The organism is Gluconobacter sp. (genome assembly GCF_047722525.1).
Lineage (GTDB): Bacteria > Pseudomonadota > Alphaproteobacteria > Acetobacterales > Acetobacteraceae > Gluconobacter.
Genome location: NZ_JBDNYY010000032.1, coordinates 1 through 15,993, shown reverse-complemented (window position 1 = coordinate 15,993; position 15,993 = coordinate 1). Strand labels below are relative to the sequence as shown.

Below are 15,993 nucleotides of genomic sequence, written 5' to 3'. Positions count from 1 at the left end.
GGATCATCACGCTGGCAACATCCATTCTGGGGACGGGCATGGTGCATTTTGCCCTATCCCTGAGCACAAAGTGAGGGGGTGGCATGAGTGGAATTGATGCGGGCCAGCTCAAGCATCTGGTGGTCGCGCCTGCCCTGGCCGCGCTGGGGCTTGGGGGGGACGTGGCGGTCAATCTGGTAACCGGAACAGCGCTGGCGGAAAGCCGGGGGGCTTATGTCAGGCAGATCGGCGGGGGGCCAGCTCTGGGATTGTGGCAGATGGAGCCTGCGACGCATGATGACTGCTGGGTCAACTTTCTGTGTTACCCGGTCGGAAAGCGCTTCGAGCGGATTCTGCAGGGGATGCTTTCACAGGATCTGCCGAAGAGCGCACAACTGGTCTCAAACCTGAGATATGCCTCCGCGATGGCGCGTATCCGGTATTACAGGGTCTCGGCGCCCTTGCCATCGGCGAGCGATCCGGCCGCTCTCAGCCATTTTCACAAGCAGTATTACAACACCGCGGCGGGTGCGGCGGACCCGCTAAGTAATATTCCGTATTTCCGGCAGGCGGTCATGGTCTGAATGTGGGGGAGCGGTGCCGGGGAATGTATGCATCACGCTCCCGACACCGCATGGAAGCTTAAACCGTCTTATTATGACCGAATAGTGGCAAGTGGCGCAGTAAGACCTGATCAGTTCATGTCAATGACGTTAAAAGAGGCAGGGTCCGGACGGTCAGATCACCTCTGAAGGTCGTGCTGCCGGTATGTGTCAGGGAGAGCCCTCTGTGGAGCGACACGGTTCCTCCGATGCTGGTCCAGCGGCGGCAGAAGGCGAAATCCTCAGAGAGGTAGGTCCGCATTTCCGGGTCGATCAGGCAGTCGAAAAGGGCATAGGCCTCCGAGGAGGGCCTGTCCGGATTTCCGCCTTCGGTTCTGGCGTCGATACGGCTGTAACGGGTTTCCGGATAATGGGCCATCATGTCGAGGACCATCTGACGGGTCATGAGCATGAAGCCTGTGCCGATATAGGAGACTGTTGCGATGTCTCCCGCCGTGCTGCCGTCGTGCAGAGCGGCACAGTCTCCGACATAGCGCAGACTGGCCGTGGAGGGGGGCTCTCCGGCTGCGATGAAGCGGTCCGTATCGCGGTCCCAGTAATGGGATTTCAGGGGATAGGCGCCCCCGATCAGGGGACGATCCGCATCCAGCAGGGCGAGAATATCCGTGATGGAGAAGCCGATGTCGCTGTCCACGAAAAGAAGGTGACTCGCGTCGGTCATGGTCACGAACTGGTGCAGCAGCGTGTTCCGGGCCCGGGTGATGAGGGCGTCGCTTCCGATTGTGGACAGGGTCAGTTGCAAGTTGTGGGCGGGGGCTGCGGCCATGCAGCCTATGATGGACTGCATGTAGTTCAGTGTGATGGTGCCACCGAAACAGGGCGTGGCGATGAAGACATGGCGCGGGGTGGCGGGGCTGGAAGTCATGAGAGACAGCCTGCCCGGAAATCATGAAGAAAGAGTCAAAAACCGCGCCGGAAAGTCTTCAGGTGCCCATATGGGCCTGAAGGACCATGTAAAAGACGAAAGCCGCATCCAGACCAAGAACGATGGGGGTCAGGCGCTGGAACTGGCGTGTGGCGATGGCAAGTGCGGTATAGATCAGCAGGCCGCAGGACAGGCTCAGCATGAAATTGCCCGTGACGCCTGCGATGAGCAGCATCGTCAGTGGCGGAATGGCTTCTGCGGGTGTTTCCGCGACGCGGCTGAGGCTGCCGAGCATGTTCAGTCCGACAAGAATGAGCACGGGGGCCGTGGCAATGGCCGGAATGGCGGTGATAAGCGGCCAGAAAACCGAGGACAGGGCGAACAGGATGGCGACGACCAGTGCGCTGAGGCCTGTGCGACCTCCGGCTTCTACTCCTGCGAGGCTCTCGACATAGGCCGAGACGGTGCAGGTTCCAAGAGACGCGCCGATGATGCTGGCGGCGCCATCGGAACCGAAGGCCCGGTGGTCGAGCGCAGGTTTCTCGACAGTACCATCCAAACCGGCGCGATGGGCGACGCTCATCATGGTTGCGGTCGCGTCGAAGAAATCACTCAGCAGGAAATACAGGGTAATGGGGACCAGCAGCCCGAGATGGGAAAAGTATTCGTGGAAATCGAAGGGCAGGAACAGGTTGGTCGGGTAGTGCGGCCAGTCCAGCAGGTGAGCCGGCAGATGCGTGATGGGGCCTGAGGGCGTCTGGATGAAGAGACCGGCAATGGTGATAGCGAGAATGGCGATCAGCAGTCCGGCCGGGACGCGCAGCACGACCAAAATGGCGCTGAGGACAACGCCCGCCATGCTGAGCAGGACGGACGGATTATTCAGGGCGCCGAAAGTTAGGCCTTCAGGTGAGGGAACCGCTATGCCGCCCGTGGTCAGTCCGATCCGGGCAATGAAGGCGCCCAGTGCAATCTGGATGCCGAGGACGATCGAGGGCGGAAAGCCGCGGATGATGCGCTGGCGGATCTGGCTGAGGGAAAGGGCCGTGAAGCACATTCCGCTGAACAGCACCACCGTGAAGGCTGTACGCGGGCTGACATGGGCCTGCTGGACCACGACCTGCGCAAACAGGACATTGCTGCTCATGGCGGGGGCAAGGGCAATGGGCAGTCTGGCCCAGAGCGCCATCAGGAGCGTGCCGGCCACGGCACCGGCGATCGTGGTCATGACCATGTCATGGCGATCCAGACCCGCCGCCGAGAGGATGGCGGGATTGACGGCCACGATATAGGCCATCGCTCCGAAGACCGTCAGTCCGGCAATGACCTCACGCGGGATCGTTGAACCGCGGGCCGTGATATGGAACCAGCGGTCGAGTCTGGATAGCAACAAGCGGACACTCCGGGGGCAGGGGATAGCTGGGCCAAGCTATAGTCAAAAAACCTGTCCCTGCCATGGTCCGGACGGTATCTTTTCATTTCGGGTTCGATTTTTTCTCCCAGGCTTTGCGGACTTCCGCCGGGCTCAGGCGACGATGTGGGGTTTTTGCGTGGTTTTTGCTCTGGGTCTGTGTGGGGTGGGGAACGCTGCTTGGACCTGAGCCCGTGGTCCTGCCGGGAGCAATTCCGGCGGCGGGGTGTTCGTTGGCCTCCAGAATGGCTTTTTCGCAGGCCGAACCCTTGCCGACGCCCAGTTGGATGGTGGGGATGAGGGCCGCCGGGGGAAAGACGATGCCCAGCCCTACGGAAGCCGCAACACGGCCGAGCAGTTCGGCGCCGGGCATAATTGTCGGGCTTTTCATGGAACCGAAGATATGGACCGCGCCGGGCAGGGACAGGATCTGGGGACCGATCGAGCGTGTGGTGATGGCGTAATCCAGCGTATCCTTGTGGAAATTGACCGTTCCTCCGCCGATCGTGCGGGTGGTCCCGGTCTGGAGAAGCATCGAGTTGGTGTGGACGATGCCGTCCTTCAGCGGCAGATCCGCCACGAGGCATTGCAGCTTCGAACGATCCGGGATTCCCAGTGCGGACAGGACGGCAGCGCCCAGCTTGAGCCCCAGCAGATCAGGAAGGAGGGCTGTGACGTCGCCACCACGATCCAGAACCAGGGTCATGCCGCCATCACCATTTTCGACAAGGGTCGCGACCGAGTTGCCGGTGGAGGTCAGGGTCACATGGCCGCCGATGGTTCCTTCACCCTGGAACATGTCCTTTGAGGTCATGATGCGGGAGAGCGGAAGCCGGGAGACGTCCAGGCGGAAACGGGTGTGGAACTGTTCGTTCTTCGTCGGCTCAAGCGTGGCATTCGCGGAGATGGTGCCTGTTCCGGTTGCGAAGGTCAGATGTTTGAGGTCGATGGCGCCATCGCGGACGTTCAGTTCTGCGTCGATATTATCCAGCGGCCAGTTTTTGTTGCGGATGTGATCGCCGTGATAGGTCAGGTGGACGTTGGCGGCGTTGAGTTTCGGGACATTGATCTTTTTGTCTGGCAGCACACGTGCGCTGGCGGGTTCGGCTTTCTTTGCCTCGCCGGGCTGGGCCCCGATGAAGCCGCCCAGATCCGCCAGATCAACCGAGTGCGAATGGAGCGCGGCTTCCACGAAGATCGGTTTCTGGTGCGGGTCGACATTGATGTCTCCCCCGATATCTGAAGAGCCCATATGCCCCTCGAACTTCTGGAAACGGATCGCCCGGTCGGAATAGGCCAGATTGCCGGTCACGCTGTAGGCCGGGGTCTGGGGAATGGGGATGCCCGTGAGGGGATACAGGAGCGACATGTCAGGCCCTGCGAAGTGCAGCGCGAGATTGGTGCCCTGGAAATGGATCGGATCGTCAACCGTGCCACGAAGCGTGACGTAGGTCGGTCCGTTGGCGAGACGTCCGTCGATCGGATAGGGATGCGTCGTATCCGTCAGGCTGAGAAGGGCGCCTCCGACGATATGGCCTGTGATCGGCGCCTGGGCGTAGCGGCCCTTGAGATCAATGACGAGGTGCCCGTCATCGCCCTCTTTCGGGGGTTCGGTGTGGATGAGGACATGCATGTCCGTCTTCAGCTTTGCCAGCGCCAGACGGATGTCGCCATCGTTGATCTCGATCCTGCCGAGCTTCGGCAGGGTCATGGTGGAAGATGAAGACGTCTGGGATGATGTGTCCGGCGAGGAATCAAACGTGTAATTGTTCGTGCCGTTGAGCAGCGAGACGATATCGCCTTTTGGAGTGTCGGCACGGATCAGCGGGAGGGAGAGACCGCCGCCGGTCAGATAGCGCCACGCATCGACCGTGACGGTTATGGCACGGGCGGAGGCAAAATCGTCCTTTTCTTTCTCGAATCCTTCGGGCTGAGCGATTTTCAGGTCATCGACGGTGACTGTCGTTCTGAAACCGAGGCGGACGTGCAGGTGCGCGATGCTGACGGGACGGTGCAGTGCTGCGGTTGCTTTTCGATCGATATAGGGGACGAACCAGTCCCACTGCCAGACCAGGATCAGGATGATGAGGGCCGCTACCAGCGTTCCCAGCACGCCTCCGACGGTTTTGAGGACCAGATGTCGCTTTTCCGGTCTGGCGGAAGGAGCGTCTGCCGGGGAGGACTGCCGGGGTGGGGTGCTGCTCAACGGGGTGTTCTCCGAAATCCAGGGGCGTGTCAGAAAGGATCTGGTCGTTGCAAGTCACTCTAATTACGGACAGAACCGGAAACGGTTTCACAAGGCACGGGAAGATCAGCACGAATGGAAACGGTTGAGCGCGCGGATGAGGGGAAGAATTCCGGCCTTGAAGACCTGCGGCGTGTCAGCCGAAAGGCGCATGAAGCCGTGGATGAGGTTTTTTCGCGTTTCGATCTTGCGGACCGGAAATCCTATGGAGCTTTCCTGACGGCTCATGCCCGGGCGCTCGTGGTCGCGGAAAATTACCTGAGCCGCCATGCGTCGTCGGTGCCTGCGTGGCTGCCACGTGGGGGATTACTGAGAGAAGATCTGCGCCAGATGGGGCTTCCCGTGCCCGCCGTACAGCAGGACAGCTTTGCGGAAAGTGAGGGAACGGCGCTGGGTGTCCTGTATGTTCTGGAGGGATCGCGGCTGGGTGGCCGGGTTCTGTCAGGCCGGGTGGGCGAGGGCTTCCCTAAAGCCTATCTGTCGGCGTTCCATCAGAAAGGAGAATGGCCGGCATTTCTGGATCGGCTGGGGGTGTATCTGGACGGAAGTGATGCCTCTGGCAGACAGGCCGTTACAGAGGGTGCTGTTGCGGCGTTTGCGCTGTTTCGCAACGCTGCGCTGCTTCAGCCAGAGATTTGACGCGCTGGCATGATGTTCCGCGGAACCAGGCCAGGAAAGGTCTGGGAGAGGCTTTCGGCGTCTTCGGCAGGAAGCATGGCAATCGCGCAACCCAGTGCGCTGGCATCGGGAGCCGGAAGCCGGTCAATGCCTCGCAGCAGACCCGTCAGATTATGGCCTTCCGCCGTCAGGACCATGAAGGGCGTCATCCGGCTGTAAAGTGCCGTGGTGGATTCAATGTCGGTCAGGGCATGATCGGGAAGTGCGATATGGATCTCTTCGCCACTGACAGACGACAGGACCGTGTTTTTCGCAATGCTCACGCAGAGCGGGACCATGGGCAGGAGCGTCGGAGAGGCGGGAAGGGAAAGGTAACGCCCGGGAAGCGGATTTTCCGTGAAGAGACAGGCGTTCCAGCTCTGCGTTTCCGAAACCTCAAGTGCCATGATGAGAGGGTTGTAGCGGCCGAAATTCGTATCTTCAGGACCGATGGAGACGAACGAGCCGGTCTGCATGTCCAGCATCAGCCGCTTTGTCTGACCCAGCATGCAGAAACGGAGCTGCGGTGGCGCGCGATGGGCGGAGGGTGCGGAAAGCTGCGCCGGGGTCAGACCCAGTTCTTGCAGGATTGCCCTGTCACCATGCGTGATGGCCGCCTTGAGATGCCAGTAAAGATCGGTGAGCGATGCCTGCGTAATGGAAGATGCAATCCGACGGCTTTCAGGAAGCCAGCGGCTGGCCCGGGTATATTCCGCGTCATTGCGATCGAAATTCTGCCAGGCTTTCTGCGGCGTCGCGCTTGAATTGCGTCGGGCAAAGCTTTCACGATCACCAGCGGCAAAATGAAGGATGCGGCTTTCGGTCCAGGTCGGATTTCGCTCAAGTGCGGAAAATGGGTCAGGCAGGCCGCTGCCGATCTGGCGGGGCCGGACAAGATGCCGGACGACGCGATGATCCGGCAGGCTCAGCAGACCGTGGTGGGTAAAGGTCTCGATCGGGGAGAATGCTGACGGGACCTGATGCCCGGAAGAGCCGAACAGACACCAGTTCACCGGGAGCATTGCTCCAGTGGCACTGGCGGTGAACTCCGCGACCGAGCGGGCGGTTTCAAAATGCAGATATTCGTCCGCCGCCAGAATCATCATCCAGTCGAATTCGTCCCGTCCCTGCTCAAGAGCCTTTTCGTGAAAACGGGTCTGACGGTCCAGCCGTTCGGACAGCGTCGTATCGGAGGACTGGACGCGGATGTCGTAAAGCGTGGCCGCATTTGACAGAACCGTGCCTGTCCCGTCGGTCGAATGGTCATCGCAGACAATCAGGGTTGAGAACCCGATTGTCGCGTGATGGGCCAGCCACCATCCGATCGTGTCGACTTCATTGTGAACGAACAGGATGGCGGCGCTTTTCGACATAAGGCAGGTTCAGTCCATTTTCAGGGCGGCGAGGAAGGCGCTCTGGGGGATTTCGACTTTGCCGAACTGCCGCATGCGCTTCTTGCCTTCCTTCTGTTTGTCCAGAAGCTTGCGCTTGCGGGAAATGTCACCGCCATAACACTTGGCCGTCACGTCCTTGGAGAGTGCCCCGATCGTCTCACGGGCGATGACTTTGGAGCCGATGGCGGCCTGAATGGCGATCTTGAAGAGCTGCTTGGGGATCAGGTCCTTGAGCTTGGCACAGATGGAACGGCCACGCTGCTCGGCCACGGTGCGATGCGAGATGAAGGAGAGGGCATCGACCGGCTCGTGATTCACGAGGATGGAGATGCGGACGAGGTCGCTCTCTTCGTAACCGTCCATCTGGTAGTCGAAGGAGGCGTAACCACGGCTGATGGATTTCAGGCGGTCGTAGAAATCGAACACCACTTCGTTGAGCGGCAGGCGATAAACGGCCATCGCGCGGTTGCCGACATAGGTCAGATCCACCTGAATGCCACGGCGCTCGGAGCACAGCGTCAGGACCGGGCCGAGATACTCATCCTGAACCATGATCGTGGCCTTGATCCAGGGCTCCTCGATGGTTTCAATCTTGCTCAGCTCAGGCATGTCGGCCGGGTTGTGCAGATCTTCGGACGTGCCGTCCGTCATGTGCATCTTGTAGACCACGGACGGGGCGGTCGCGATCAGGTCCAGATTGAACTCGCGGGACAGACGCTCCTGGATAATTTCCAGATGCAGCAGACCAAGGAATCCGCAGCGGAAACCGAAGCCCAGCGCCGCAGAGGTCTCGGCCTCGAAGTGGAACGAAGCGTCGTTCAGGCGCAGCTTGCCGAGACTGTCACGCAGCTTTTCAAAATCGTCCGCATCAATCGGGAATAGGCCACACCACACCACCGGAATGGAGGGCTTGAACCCCGGCAGCGCCTTGGGGGCGGGGCGCTTGTCGAGTGTGACGGTGTCACCGACATTGCAGTCTGCGACGGTCTTGATGGCGGCGTTGATGTAGCCCATCTCGCCCGGGCCGAGGCTTTCGACCGACTGCATCTTGGGCAGGAAAACGCCGACCTGATCGACATGATAGGTCGCGCCGGTCTGCATCATGCGGATGCGGTCACCGCGCTTGAGGCGGCCGTCCTTGATGCGGACGAGAATGATGACGCCGAGATAGGCATCGTACCAACTGTCCACCAGCAGGGCCTGAAGCGGGGCTTCGGCATCGCCTGTGGGGGCGGGGAGGCGCTGGACGAGGGCTTCGAGTACGCCTTCGATATTGATGCCGGTCTTGGCGCTGATTTCAACGGCATCATCCGCCGGGATGCCGACCACGTCCTCGATCTGGGCACGAACGCGCTCGGGCTCGGCAGCGGGCAGGTCGATCTTGTTCAGAACCGGGACGATCTCGTGATTGGCGTCGAGCGCCTGATAGACATTCGCTAGTGTCTGGGCTTCCACGCCCTGCGAGGCGTCCACGACCAGAAGCGAACCTTCACAGGCAGCGAGCGAGCGGCTGACTTCATAGGCGAAGTCGACATGGCCCGGCGTGTCCATCAGGTTCAGCGTATAGGTCTGGCCGTCTTTGGCCGGATAGGTCAGGCGTACCGTCTGCGCCTTGATGGTGATCCCGCGCTCCTGCTCGAGCTCCATCGAATCGAGGACCTGATTTTTCATCTCGCGTGCGGTCAGCGCGCCACAGGCCTGGATCAGGCGATCGGCCAGCGTCGATTTGCCGTGATCGATATGAGCGATGATCGAGAAATTGCGGATAAGGGAGAGCGGGGTATCGGTCATGGCTGCTACATAAGGGATTATCGCAGAAATGTCAGTAGATCTGCGCAAAAGCCTGCCTTTGTGAAAAGGCAGGCGGACGAGGGATCAGCGATCCGTCAGACGGAACTCGATCCGGCGATTTCTGGCATAGGCCGCTGGTGTGCTGGCGGCGTCCAGAGGCTGGTAGTCGGCAAAGCCCGTGGCTGCGAGATGGCGTGGGTCCACACCTTCCGCAATCAGCAGTTTGACCACGGTGATGGCACGTTCGGACGACAGTTCCCAGTTGCTGGGAAAGGCGCTGTGAATCGGCTGGCGGTCGGCATGGCCGTCCACTCGCAGGATCCATGGAAGATCCGTCGGGATCGTTGAGGCGACCTGCTTGAAGGTATGTGCAAGGGTCGTGATTTCCTTGCGGCCTTCCGGCGTCAGGTCGGCACTGCCCTGCGGGAACAGGATTTCCGACTGGAAGACGAAGCGGTCTCCCACGACGTTTACGCCTTTCTGGTCTTTCAGCAGGTCGCGCAGGCGCCCGAAGAACTCCGAGCGGTAACGTTTGAGCTGATTGACCTTGTCCGCCAGCGCCAGATTGAGCTTGTTGCCAAGATCCGCAATCTGGGCGTCCTTGCCCTGTTCGGCCTTCTTCTCAATGTCGAGGGCGTTGCTGATCGCCTGTAGCTGGCGTGTCAGTTCTTCAACCTGGGCCTGAAGATCCGAGATCTTGCTGTTCTGCTGCTTGCTTGTGTCATCGGCAGAGGCCAGAGCCTGATCCTTTGACTGGAGCTGCCCCGTCAGGGCGGCGATCTGGGTCGAAAGGGTCTGGAGCTGGGCCTGATTGTGCTGCTTTTCGTCGGACAGTGTGGCGACAGTGGAGGACAGACTCTTGTTCTTGTCCTCCGTCATTGACAGCATGTGTGACAGTTCGGCGAGCTGCTTCTGCAGGGCATCAAGTGTGTGTTCGCGCCGTGACAGCGAGACCGAGAGGAACTGCTGCCCCACGACGAACACCAGCAGGACGAATGTGACGACCATCAGCAGGGTGGACAGGGCGTCCACATAGCCGGGCCAGGCATCGAGGGCGTTGTGTGATCCGCGTCTGCGCCGGGCCATGGATCAGCCCTGCCTGCCGGGAGGGGGCGTCGTATTGCCGGACGCTGCCGCGATCGTGCGGGCCAGAACGCGGAGATCGTTGCGAAGCTCTCCGATCGTCTGGGCGCGGCCTTCGTGCAGTTCCTGGATCAGGCGGCTGAGATGCGTTTCGATCCGCAGGAGCGCCGTGCCCTGCGAGCCCGGACCCTCATCGCCCATATGGCGCAGAAGGGCGGTCTGGGTTTCGGCCGTGCGCGTCATGAGCGTCTGGTTTGCGGCAAGCAGATCCGTCATGCCGCGCAGGCGTTCCTGAAGGCTGTCGAGCATGTGCAGTTCGCGGACGCGGTTTTCCTCACTGCGGGAGACGGCGTTCTGGAGCGTTTCCAGATTTTCGGCGGTCTGTTCGAGCAGGGCCTGAACATAGGCCGGGACAGGCGCGCCATCGCTGTCGATGGACGTGCTGCCGCTGACGCGCGTTACGCCGGCCAGCCACTCTTCCAGTTCATTGAAGAAACGGGTCTGCGCCTGTCCGGCCGTGAGATCCAGAAAGCCGAGGACGAGCGCACCGGCCAGACCGAACATCGAGCCCGAGAAGGCCGTGGACATGCCGGCGAGTGGTCCGGCGAGTCCGGTCTTGAGCTGGTTGAACATGACGTCCATGTCCCCGCCCCCTGCGGACATGCCGCCGATGACGGAAGCAATGGAGCTGACCGTCAGCAGAAGCCCGTAAAACGTGCCCAGCAGCCCCAGGAAGATCAGGAGCTGCGTCATGTAGCGGGAGATTTCCCGGCTTTCATCCAGACGTGAGGACAGGCTGTCGAGCATGGCCTGTGTCGTCTGGGTTGAAAGCGTCAGGCGGTCCGTGCGGTTGCGGGCCGCCAGCATGCTGGCCATGGGCGCGAGCAGGCGCGGTGCCTTGGGTGCCGCCAGACCGGCGCGCGGCTGACGCAGGAGTTCAACCCACTGCACTTCCGGCATCAGGCGCTGGACGACGTGAAGATTCCAGAGGATGCCCAGCAGGAGCACACCGAGGATGATGGCGTCCAGCTTGGGGTTCGCGTTGAAAGCGTGGATCAGGGTAGGGCCCATTGTCGCGGCCAGAAGGCCGACCGCGACAAGGAAAACGGCCATTCGGAGCAGATAGGTCGTAGGACGTGTCACGGCGTGTCTTTCCTGATTTTATGGCATGCCGTTTGCGGAGGAGGCGGGAGGCTCGACGGGATTTGTCTCGAGAACAACATCCAGTCTGTCAGCAGGTGCGCTGTCACCGGCCTCCGGACGCCCGAGCGCGCGGGGGTAGAGGCGGGTCGTGGCGACACCTGCGTGAATGAAGATCGAACGGACGGCGAGCGCGCGTGCCAGCGCGATGCGGCGCGGCATGGAGACGTCATCGCCCGGCAGCGTTGCATGGGCGATCAGGAGCACGCGCTGCTCCGGATGGTGGGACAGTTCGGTTCCGTAAGTCTGAAGGGCCTTGATGCTGTCGGCGTTCAGGGCCTCGCTGCCGGATGGAAACACAACGCGCAGACCGCCCTCGGGCAGGGTCTCCGTGTGGCTCGCGGCATCGGCTACAGCCGTGACATCGGCTGGAGGCACGGGGGGATGGATCTGGATGGGGACGAAAGGCGGCGGCAGGACGACGGGTGGCGGAGGTGCCGGAGGGACACCGGGAACGGTCGTGTGCGTCGGTGTGGTTTTGACGGCAGCGGCCGCAGGGGTGGTCACAGGTGCCGGGGTGTTTGCCGCGGAGTTCTGGACTGCGGGTTTGCGGGCGGTGTGGCCCGCCGGACGCGGCGTCGAAGCCGGTTTTTTAGCAGAAGGTGCTGGCTTGGCCTGAGGCAGATCATCCAGATTGCTGGTGACCTGTGCCTGTGCGGCGGACAGCGGAAGGCAGGCCAGAAAGGCCGCCAGAGGAAGGGAGAAGAGGATCGGCCTGTACATGTCAGACCGATCCTAGACGACGCCTCACGACTCCCGCAATGGGGCGTGAGGGCAGTTTCGTCAGCTCCGGTTCAGGGCCTCGTGCACCAGGGCGCGCAGGGGGCCGTGAAGGTTGGTGTTTCCGGCAACGACATTCACGTCATCGGGGACATCATGAAGTTCATTGCCGTCCGGATCAGTCGCGTAGCCACCGGCCTCGCGGACCAGAAGCAGACCGGCTGCGCAGTCCCAGGGCTTGATACCGAATTCCCAGTATCCGTCGTAACGGCCTGCTGCGACCCAGGCGAGGTCCAGGGCAGCGGCGCCGAAGCGGCGAATCCCTGCAACCTGCGGCATCAGGGCGCCGAGGACGCGGGCGAAGGGCAGACGGCTGCTGCTCGGAACCTTCGCAAACGGAATGCCGGTTGCGAACAGGGCTTCATGCATGTTGCGGCGGCCGGAGACACGAAGGCGGCGTTCGTTGAGGAACGCGCCAACGCCCTTTTCGGCCCAGAACATCTCGTTGGCGGCCGGGTTGTAGACAACCGCGGCGGCCAGCTCGACCGTTCCGTCCGGCAGCTTGCGCTGAAGGCCGATGGAAATGGCCCAGTGCGGGATGCCATGCAGGAAGTTCGTCGTGCCGTCGAGCGGATCGACGATCCAGCGCCAGGTCCAGTTGTCCCCGCCCGAAGCGCCGCTTTCTTCCATCAGGAAGGCGTAGCCGGGACGGGCGCGGCTCAGCTCCTCGCGGAGGATGGTCTCGGCGCGCAGGTCGGCCTGGGAGACGAAATCTCCCGGGCCCTTGATGCTGACCTGAAGCTGTTCGACCTCTGCAAAGTCACGGAGCAGACGGCGCGAGGCCTTCTGTGCCGCGCCCTGCATGACGGCCATGTGCGGGGAAAGACGCATGCTGGATCAGTCCTTCGCGCGTTCGACGTAGGATCCGTCTTCCGTGCGGACAACGATGCGCTCACCGGCTTCGATGAACGGCGGAACCAGTGTCTTCACGCCGTTGGAAAGCATGGCGGGCTTGTAGGACGAGCTGGCCGTCTGGCCCTTGACCACCGGATCGGCTTCCGTGACTTCCAGCGTGACATGCGGCGGCAGTTCGACGCCCACCGGGTCGCCTTCGACCAGCTTGACGTTCAGGGCCATGTTGTCCTGAAGGAATGCGAACTGGTCGCCGAAGATGTCCTTGGCGAGGATGAGCTGCTCGAAGGTTTCCGGATCCATCAGGACGACATTGTCACCGTCCATGTAGGAATAGGTGTAGTCCTTGTCTTCCGTGAGCAGACGCTCGACGGAATCTGCCGTTCTCCAGCGCTCGTTAGTCTTGTTGCCTGTCTTGAGGTCGCGCATTTCGACCTGGATGAAGGCGCCACCCTTGCCCGGGGTGATGATCTGCTGCTTGAGAACCGTCCAGCGGCGGCCATCGTGCTCGATGACCTGGCCGGCCCGGATAAGGTTGGCTTGCTGTTTCATGCTTGTGTCCTGATGACCCTGGGGTAGGGATTTTCTGTCACGTCTTGTGGGCTTCTAGCGCCGCAGGGGGGCTCTAAGCAAGGCACAAGGGGCGCATGGCGGTCCACGCCTTCAGGAAAGTGTGAAGGGCAGGGGGCTTGGGGCAAGGCGCCGGACAGGTCATGTCAGAGTGTATGTCTGTCCTGAGGGTCAGGGCGAAACGCAAGGAGACGCCGCATGTACGATATGAAGAACCTCTCGCGCCTTTCCCATCTCGAAGCGAATGCCTCCAAGGGCATGGATGCTTTCTGGCAGTTCGATCGTGCCGCCTTCGAGGAAGGTGCGGTCAGTGCCCTGACCAAGCAGCTCGCAGCCGTGGCCGTCGCGCTGACGACCCAGTGCCCGTACTGTATCGAGCTTCATGTGAAGGCCGCGCGAGAGGCCGGTGCGACGGATGCCCAGCTTTCCGAAATCGCTGTCGTGGCCGCAGCCATCCGTGCGGGCGGTGCGATCACGCATGCCACGCACATGTTCAACGCCAAGTAACGCCGCGTCTGCACCCTGCGGAAATGGAAGGCGTGTCAGGTGAAGCTGCATGCCTCTCCGTCAGGAGTGGAAACCGTGCCCGGAGACGCGGGGTCCAGATATTCCGGCCCGATGGGGACTTTGCCCCGGCCGCCCGGAATGTCGAGGACGTAGGTCGGCCAGGCCAGGCCCGTGACGCGCCCGCGGAGCTGTCTCAGCAGGGCCTGACCCTCTTCGACGGGAACATGGAAATGTCCGGTTCCGGCCGCTGCGTCCAGATGATGCAGGTAATAGGGTTTGACCCGCGCCTTGATGAAAGCCCGCAGCAGGGCTTCCAGACTTTCAACACTATCATTGACCCCGCGGAGCAGGACGGACTGTGACAGGACCGGAATGGCGCGGGACAGGACGGCGCGGATCGCCTTTGTCGCCTCGGCTGTGAGTTCGCTGGCATGGTTGGCATGGACGACCAGCCACATGGCACGGTCGGTTTCCATCGCATCCAGAAGTTCATCCGTCATGCGGGCCGGGTCGGCGACCGGTACGCGGGAATGGATGCGGATGGTCTCGACATGGGGAATGTCGGACAGGGACTGCACGATGTGCTTCAGGCGGCGCGGGGCCAGCATGAGGGGGTCGCCGCCCGTAAGGATCATTTCGCGGATATCGGGATGCTGCTGGACCCAGTCCAGCGCGGTTTCGAGTTCCGCATCGCTGAGAAGTCCGCCGCCCGGTCCGACATGTTCACGCCGGAAACAGAAGCGGCAGTAAAGCGGGCAGACCAGCAGTGGCTTGAGCAGGGCGCGGTCCGCATAGCGGTGCACGATGCCGGGCACAGGGGACAGGGCGTCATCGCCGATCGGGTCGGGGTCTTCGTGCGGCAGCGTGACGAGTTCTCGGGCGTCGGGGATGACCTGCCGGGCGATGGGATCGTCCGGATGCGTGATCAGGTCCTGAAAAGCAGGCGGAATGGCCATCGTGAAGCGTTCGCCAACGGCTTCGAGTGTCGCCCGGTCCGCTTCGGGGGCCAGCCCCGCGTCGATCAGGTCGGACGGTGTGCGAAGCGTGGGACGTTTTGCAGAACGTCCCGCAGAATACCCTGAGGCTGTCTTGACCATATCATGCATGTGATGCCTCTAGCGGGGCGGGTCCCCGTTTTGCAACAGGAGCGATAGACGCCATGACCGTATTGTCTGCTGATCCGGCCCGGATTACGGAACGCCTTCCCCTGCTTGAGCGTCGCACACAGATGGTGAAAGCCGTCCGGATGTTCTTTGAAGAGCGCGGCTATCTGGAAGTGGAGACTCCCTTTGCCGTTCCTGTGCCGGGCGAGGAAGTGCATCTGCGCTGTTTCAGAACGGAGCTTGAACGGCCGGATGGCTCTCGTGAAGCACGTTTCCTGCATACAAGCCCAGAGTTCGCCATGAAGCGGATTGTGGCGGCGACGGGGAAATCCGTATTCCAGTTGGCGCGTGTGTGGCGCAATGGTGAGGCGAGCAATACGCATTCCCCGGAGTTCACCATGCTCGAATGGTATCGTCCGGGTGCGGACCTGTCCTCTCTCATGGACGAGACGGAAGCGTTTCTGCGTGCCCTTCTGCCGACCGTGGTGCATCGGGGCACGGATGTTATCGATCTGTCACGCCCTTTCGAGCGGCTGACGATGCAGGCTGCGTTTGCGCGCTACGTTGGGGCGGATCTGCTGGGAACGGCAGGGGATGCAGAGGCTCTGGCGGCGCAGGCCCGTGTTGGTCTGCGGAACGGAGAAAACTGGGAGGACCTGTTCTTCCGGCTTCTGCTGGAGCGTGTCGAACCCATGATCGGGCGCGATCGTCCCACGTTCCTGACGCACTGGCCGGCCGAACAGGCGGCGCTGGCGCGACGCGACCCGGAAGACGGGCGTGCGGCGCTGCGCTTCGAGCTTTATATCGGCGGCCTGGAACTGGCGAATGCGTTCGAGGAACTGACCGATCCGGTGGAGCAGCGGGAGCGTTTTGCAACAGATCGTAAGCGTCGTATGGAACTGTCGCCGGATCAGGACTGGGCAGTGGACGAGG

At 61.7% G+C, this 15,993-nt stretch carries 15 protein-coding genes; 4 read left to right on the top strand and 11 right to left on the bottom strand.

What is annotated here, in order from left to right:
- Positions 1 to 83 precede the first annotated feature (83 nt).
- Positions 84 to 563, top strand: coding sequence for a hypothetical protein (locus ABF859_RS14230; protein WP_415528336.1), 480 nt, complete (start codon positions 84 to 86; stop codon positions 561 to 563).
- Positions 564 to 678: 115 nt separating this feature from the next.
- Here ABF859_RS14230 and ABF859_RS14225 read toward each other — a convergent pair whose 3' ends face one another.
- The 3 genes from ABF859_RS14225 to ABF859_RS14215 all read right to left on the bottom strand — a co-directional run bounded on the left by ABF859_RS14225 (position 679) and on the right by ABF859_RS14215 (position 5,084).
- Positions 679 to 1,467: a hypothetical protein gene (locus ABF859_RS14225; protein WP_415528335.1), complete on the bottom strand. Its 789-nt coding sequence runs from the start codon at positions 1,465 to 1,467 to the stop codon at positions 679 to 681.
- Between the two features lie 58 nt (positions 1,468 to 1,525).
- Positions 1,526 to 2,857 (bottom strand): NCS2 family permease, encoded by a 1,332-nt coding sequence (locus ABF859_RS14220; protein ID WP_415528337.1) that lies wholly within the window; start codon positions 2,855 to 2,857, stop codon positions 1,526 to 1,528.
- Between the two features lie 85 nt (positions 2,858 to 2,942).
- Entirely contained in the window at positions 2,943 to 5,084 is a 2,142-nt protein-coding gene (locus ABF859_RS14215; RefSeq protein ID WP_415528334.1) for an AsmA family protein, read from the bottom strand.
- 114 nt (positions 5,085 to 5,198) lie between these two features.
- On the opposite strand from ABF859_RS14215, the gene ABF859_RS14210 reads away from it, so the two are divergent.
- Positions 5,199 to 5,762 carry a biliverdin-producing heme oxygenase gene (locus ABF859_RS14210; RefSeq protein ID WP_415528333.1) on the top strand — a complete coding sequence of 188 codons (564 nt, stop codon included), beginning with the start codon at positions 5,199 to 5,201 and terminating at the stop codon, positions 5,760 to 5,762.
- On the opposite strand, the gene ABF859_RS14205 is transcribed toward ABF859_RS14210, so the two are convergent.
- The 7 genes from ABF859_RS14205 to efp form a co-directional block, all read right to left on the bottom strand.
- Entirely contained in the window at positions 5,747 to 7,153 is a 1,407-nt protein-coding gene (locus tag ABF859_RS14205) for a glycosyltransferase family 2 protein (RefSeq protein ID WP_415528332.1), read from the bottom strand. The genes ABF859_RS14210 and ABF859_RS14205 overlap by 16 nt on opposite strands.
- A 9-nt stretch (positions 7,154 to 7,162) precedes the next feature.
- Positions 7,163 to 8,965, bottom strand: a complete 1,803-nt coding sequence (gene lepA, locus ABF859_RS14200) for a translation elongation factor 4 (protein WP_415528331.1) — start codon at positions 8,963 to 8,965, stop codon at positions 7,163 to 7,165.
- Positions 8,966 to 9,049: 84 nt separating this feature from the next.
- Complete coding sequence (locus ABF859_RS14195) at positions 9,050 to 10,051, bottom strand: peptidoglycan -binding protein (protein ID WP_415528330.1); 1,002 nt, start codon at positions 10,049 to 10,051, stop codon at positions 9,050 to 9,052.
- Between the two features lie 3 nt (positions 10,052 to 10,054).
- Positions 10,055 to 11,191 (bottom strand): flagellar motor protein MotA, encoded by a 1,137-nt coding sequence (locus ABF859_RS14190; RefSeq protein WP_415528329.1) that lies wholly within the window; start codon positions 11,189 to 11,191, stop codon positions 10,055 to 10,057.
- A gap of 18 nt (positions 11,192 to 11,209) precedes the next feature.
- Positions 11,210 to 11,971 (bottom strand): hypothetical protein, encoded by a 762-nt coding sequence (locus ABF859_RS14185; protein WP_415528328.1) that lies wholly within the window; start codon positions 11,969 to 11,971, stop codon positions 11,210 to 11,212.
- A 60-nt stretch (positions 11,972 to 12,031) separates the two neighbouring features.
- Positions 12,032 to 12,859, bottom strand: a complete 828-nt coding sequence (locus tag ABF859_RS14180) for an inositol monophosphatase family protein (protein WP_408873102.1) — start codon at positions 12,857 to 12,859, stop codon at positions 12,032 to 12,034.
- Positions 12,860 to 12,865: 6 nt separating this feature from the next.
- Positions 12,866 to 13,432, bottom strand: coding sequence for an elongation factor P (gene efp, locus ABF859_RS14175; protein ID WP_215747879.1), 567 nt, complete (start codon positions 13,430 to 13,432; stop codon positions 12,866 to 12,868).
- Positions 13,433 to 13,648: 216 nt separating this feature from the next.
- Between efp and ABF859_RS14170 the strand changes: the two genes are divergently transcribed.
- Entirely contained in the window at positions 13,649 to 13,957 is a 309-nt protein-coding gene (locus tag ABF859_RS14170; RefSeq protein WP_415528327.1) for a carboxymuconolactone decarboxylase family protein, read from the top strand.
- A gap of 35 nt (positions 13,958 to 13,992) precedes the next feature.
- On the opposite strand, the gene ABF859_RS14165 is transcribed toward ABF859_RS14170, so the two are convergent.
- Positions 13,993 to 15,063, bottom strand: a complete 1,071-nt coding sequence (locus ABF859_RS14165; protein WP_415528326.1) for a lysine-2,3-aminomutase-like protein — start codon at positions 15,061 to 15,063, stop codon at positions 13,993 to 13,995.
- Between the two features lie 53 nt (positions 15,064 to 15,116).
- Here ABF859_RS14165 and epmA point away from each other — a divergent pair.
- Positions 15,117 to 15,993: EF-P lysine aminoacylase EpmA (gene epmA / locus ABF859_RS14160; RefSeq protein WP_415528325.1), on the top strand; the 877-nt coding region annotated here is incomplete at its 3' end.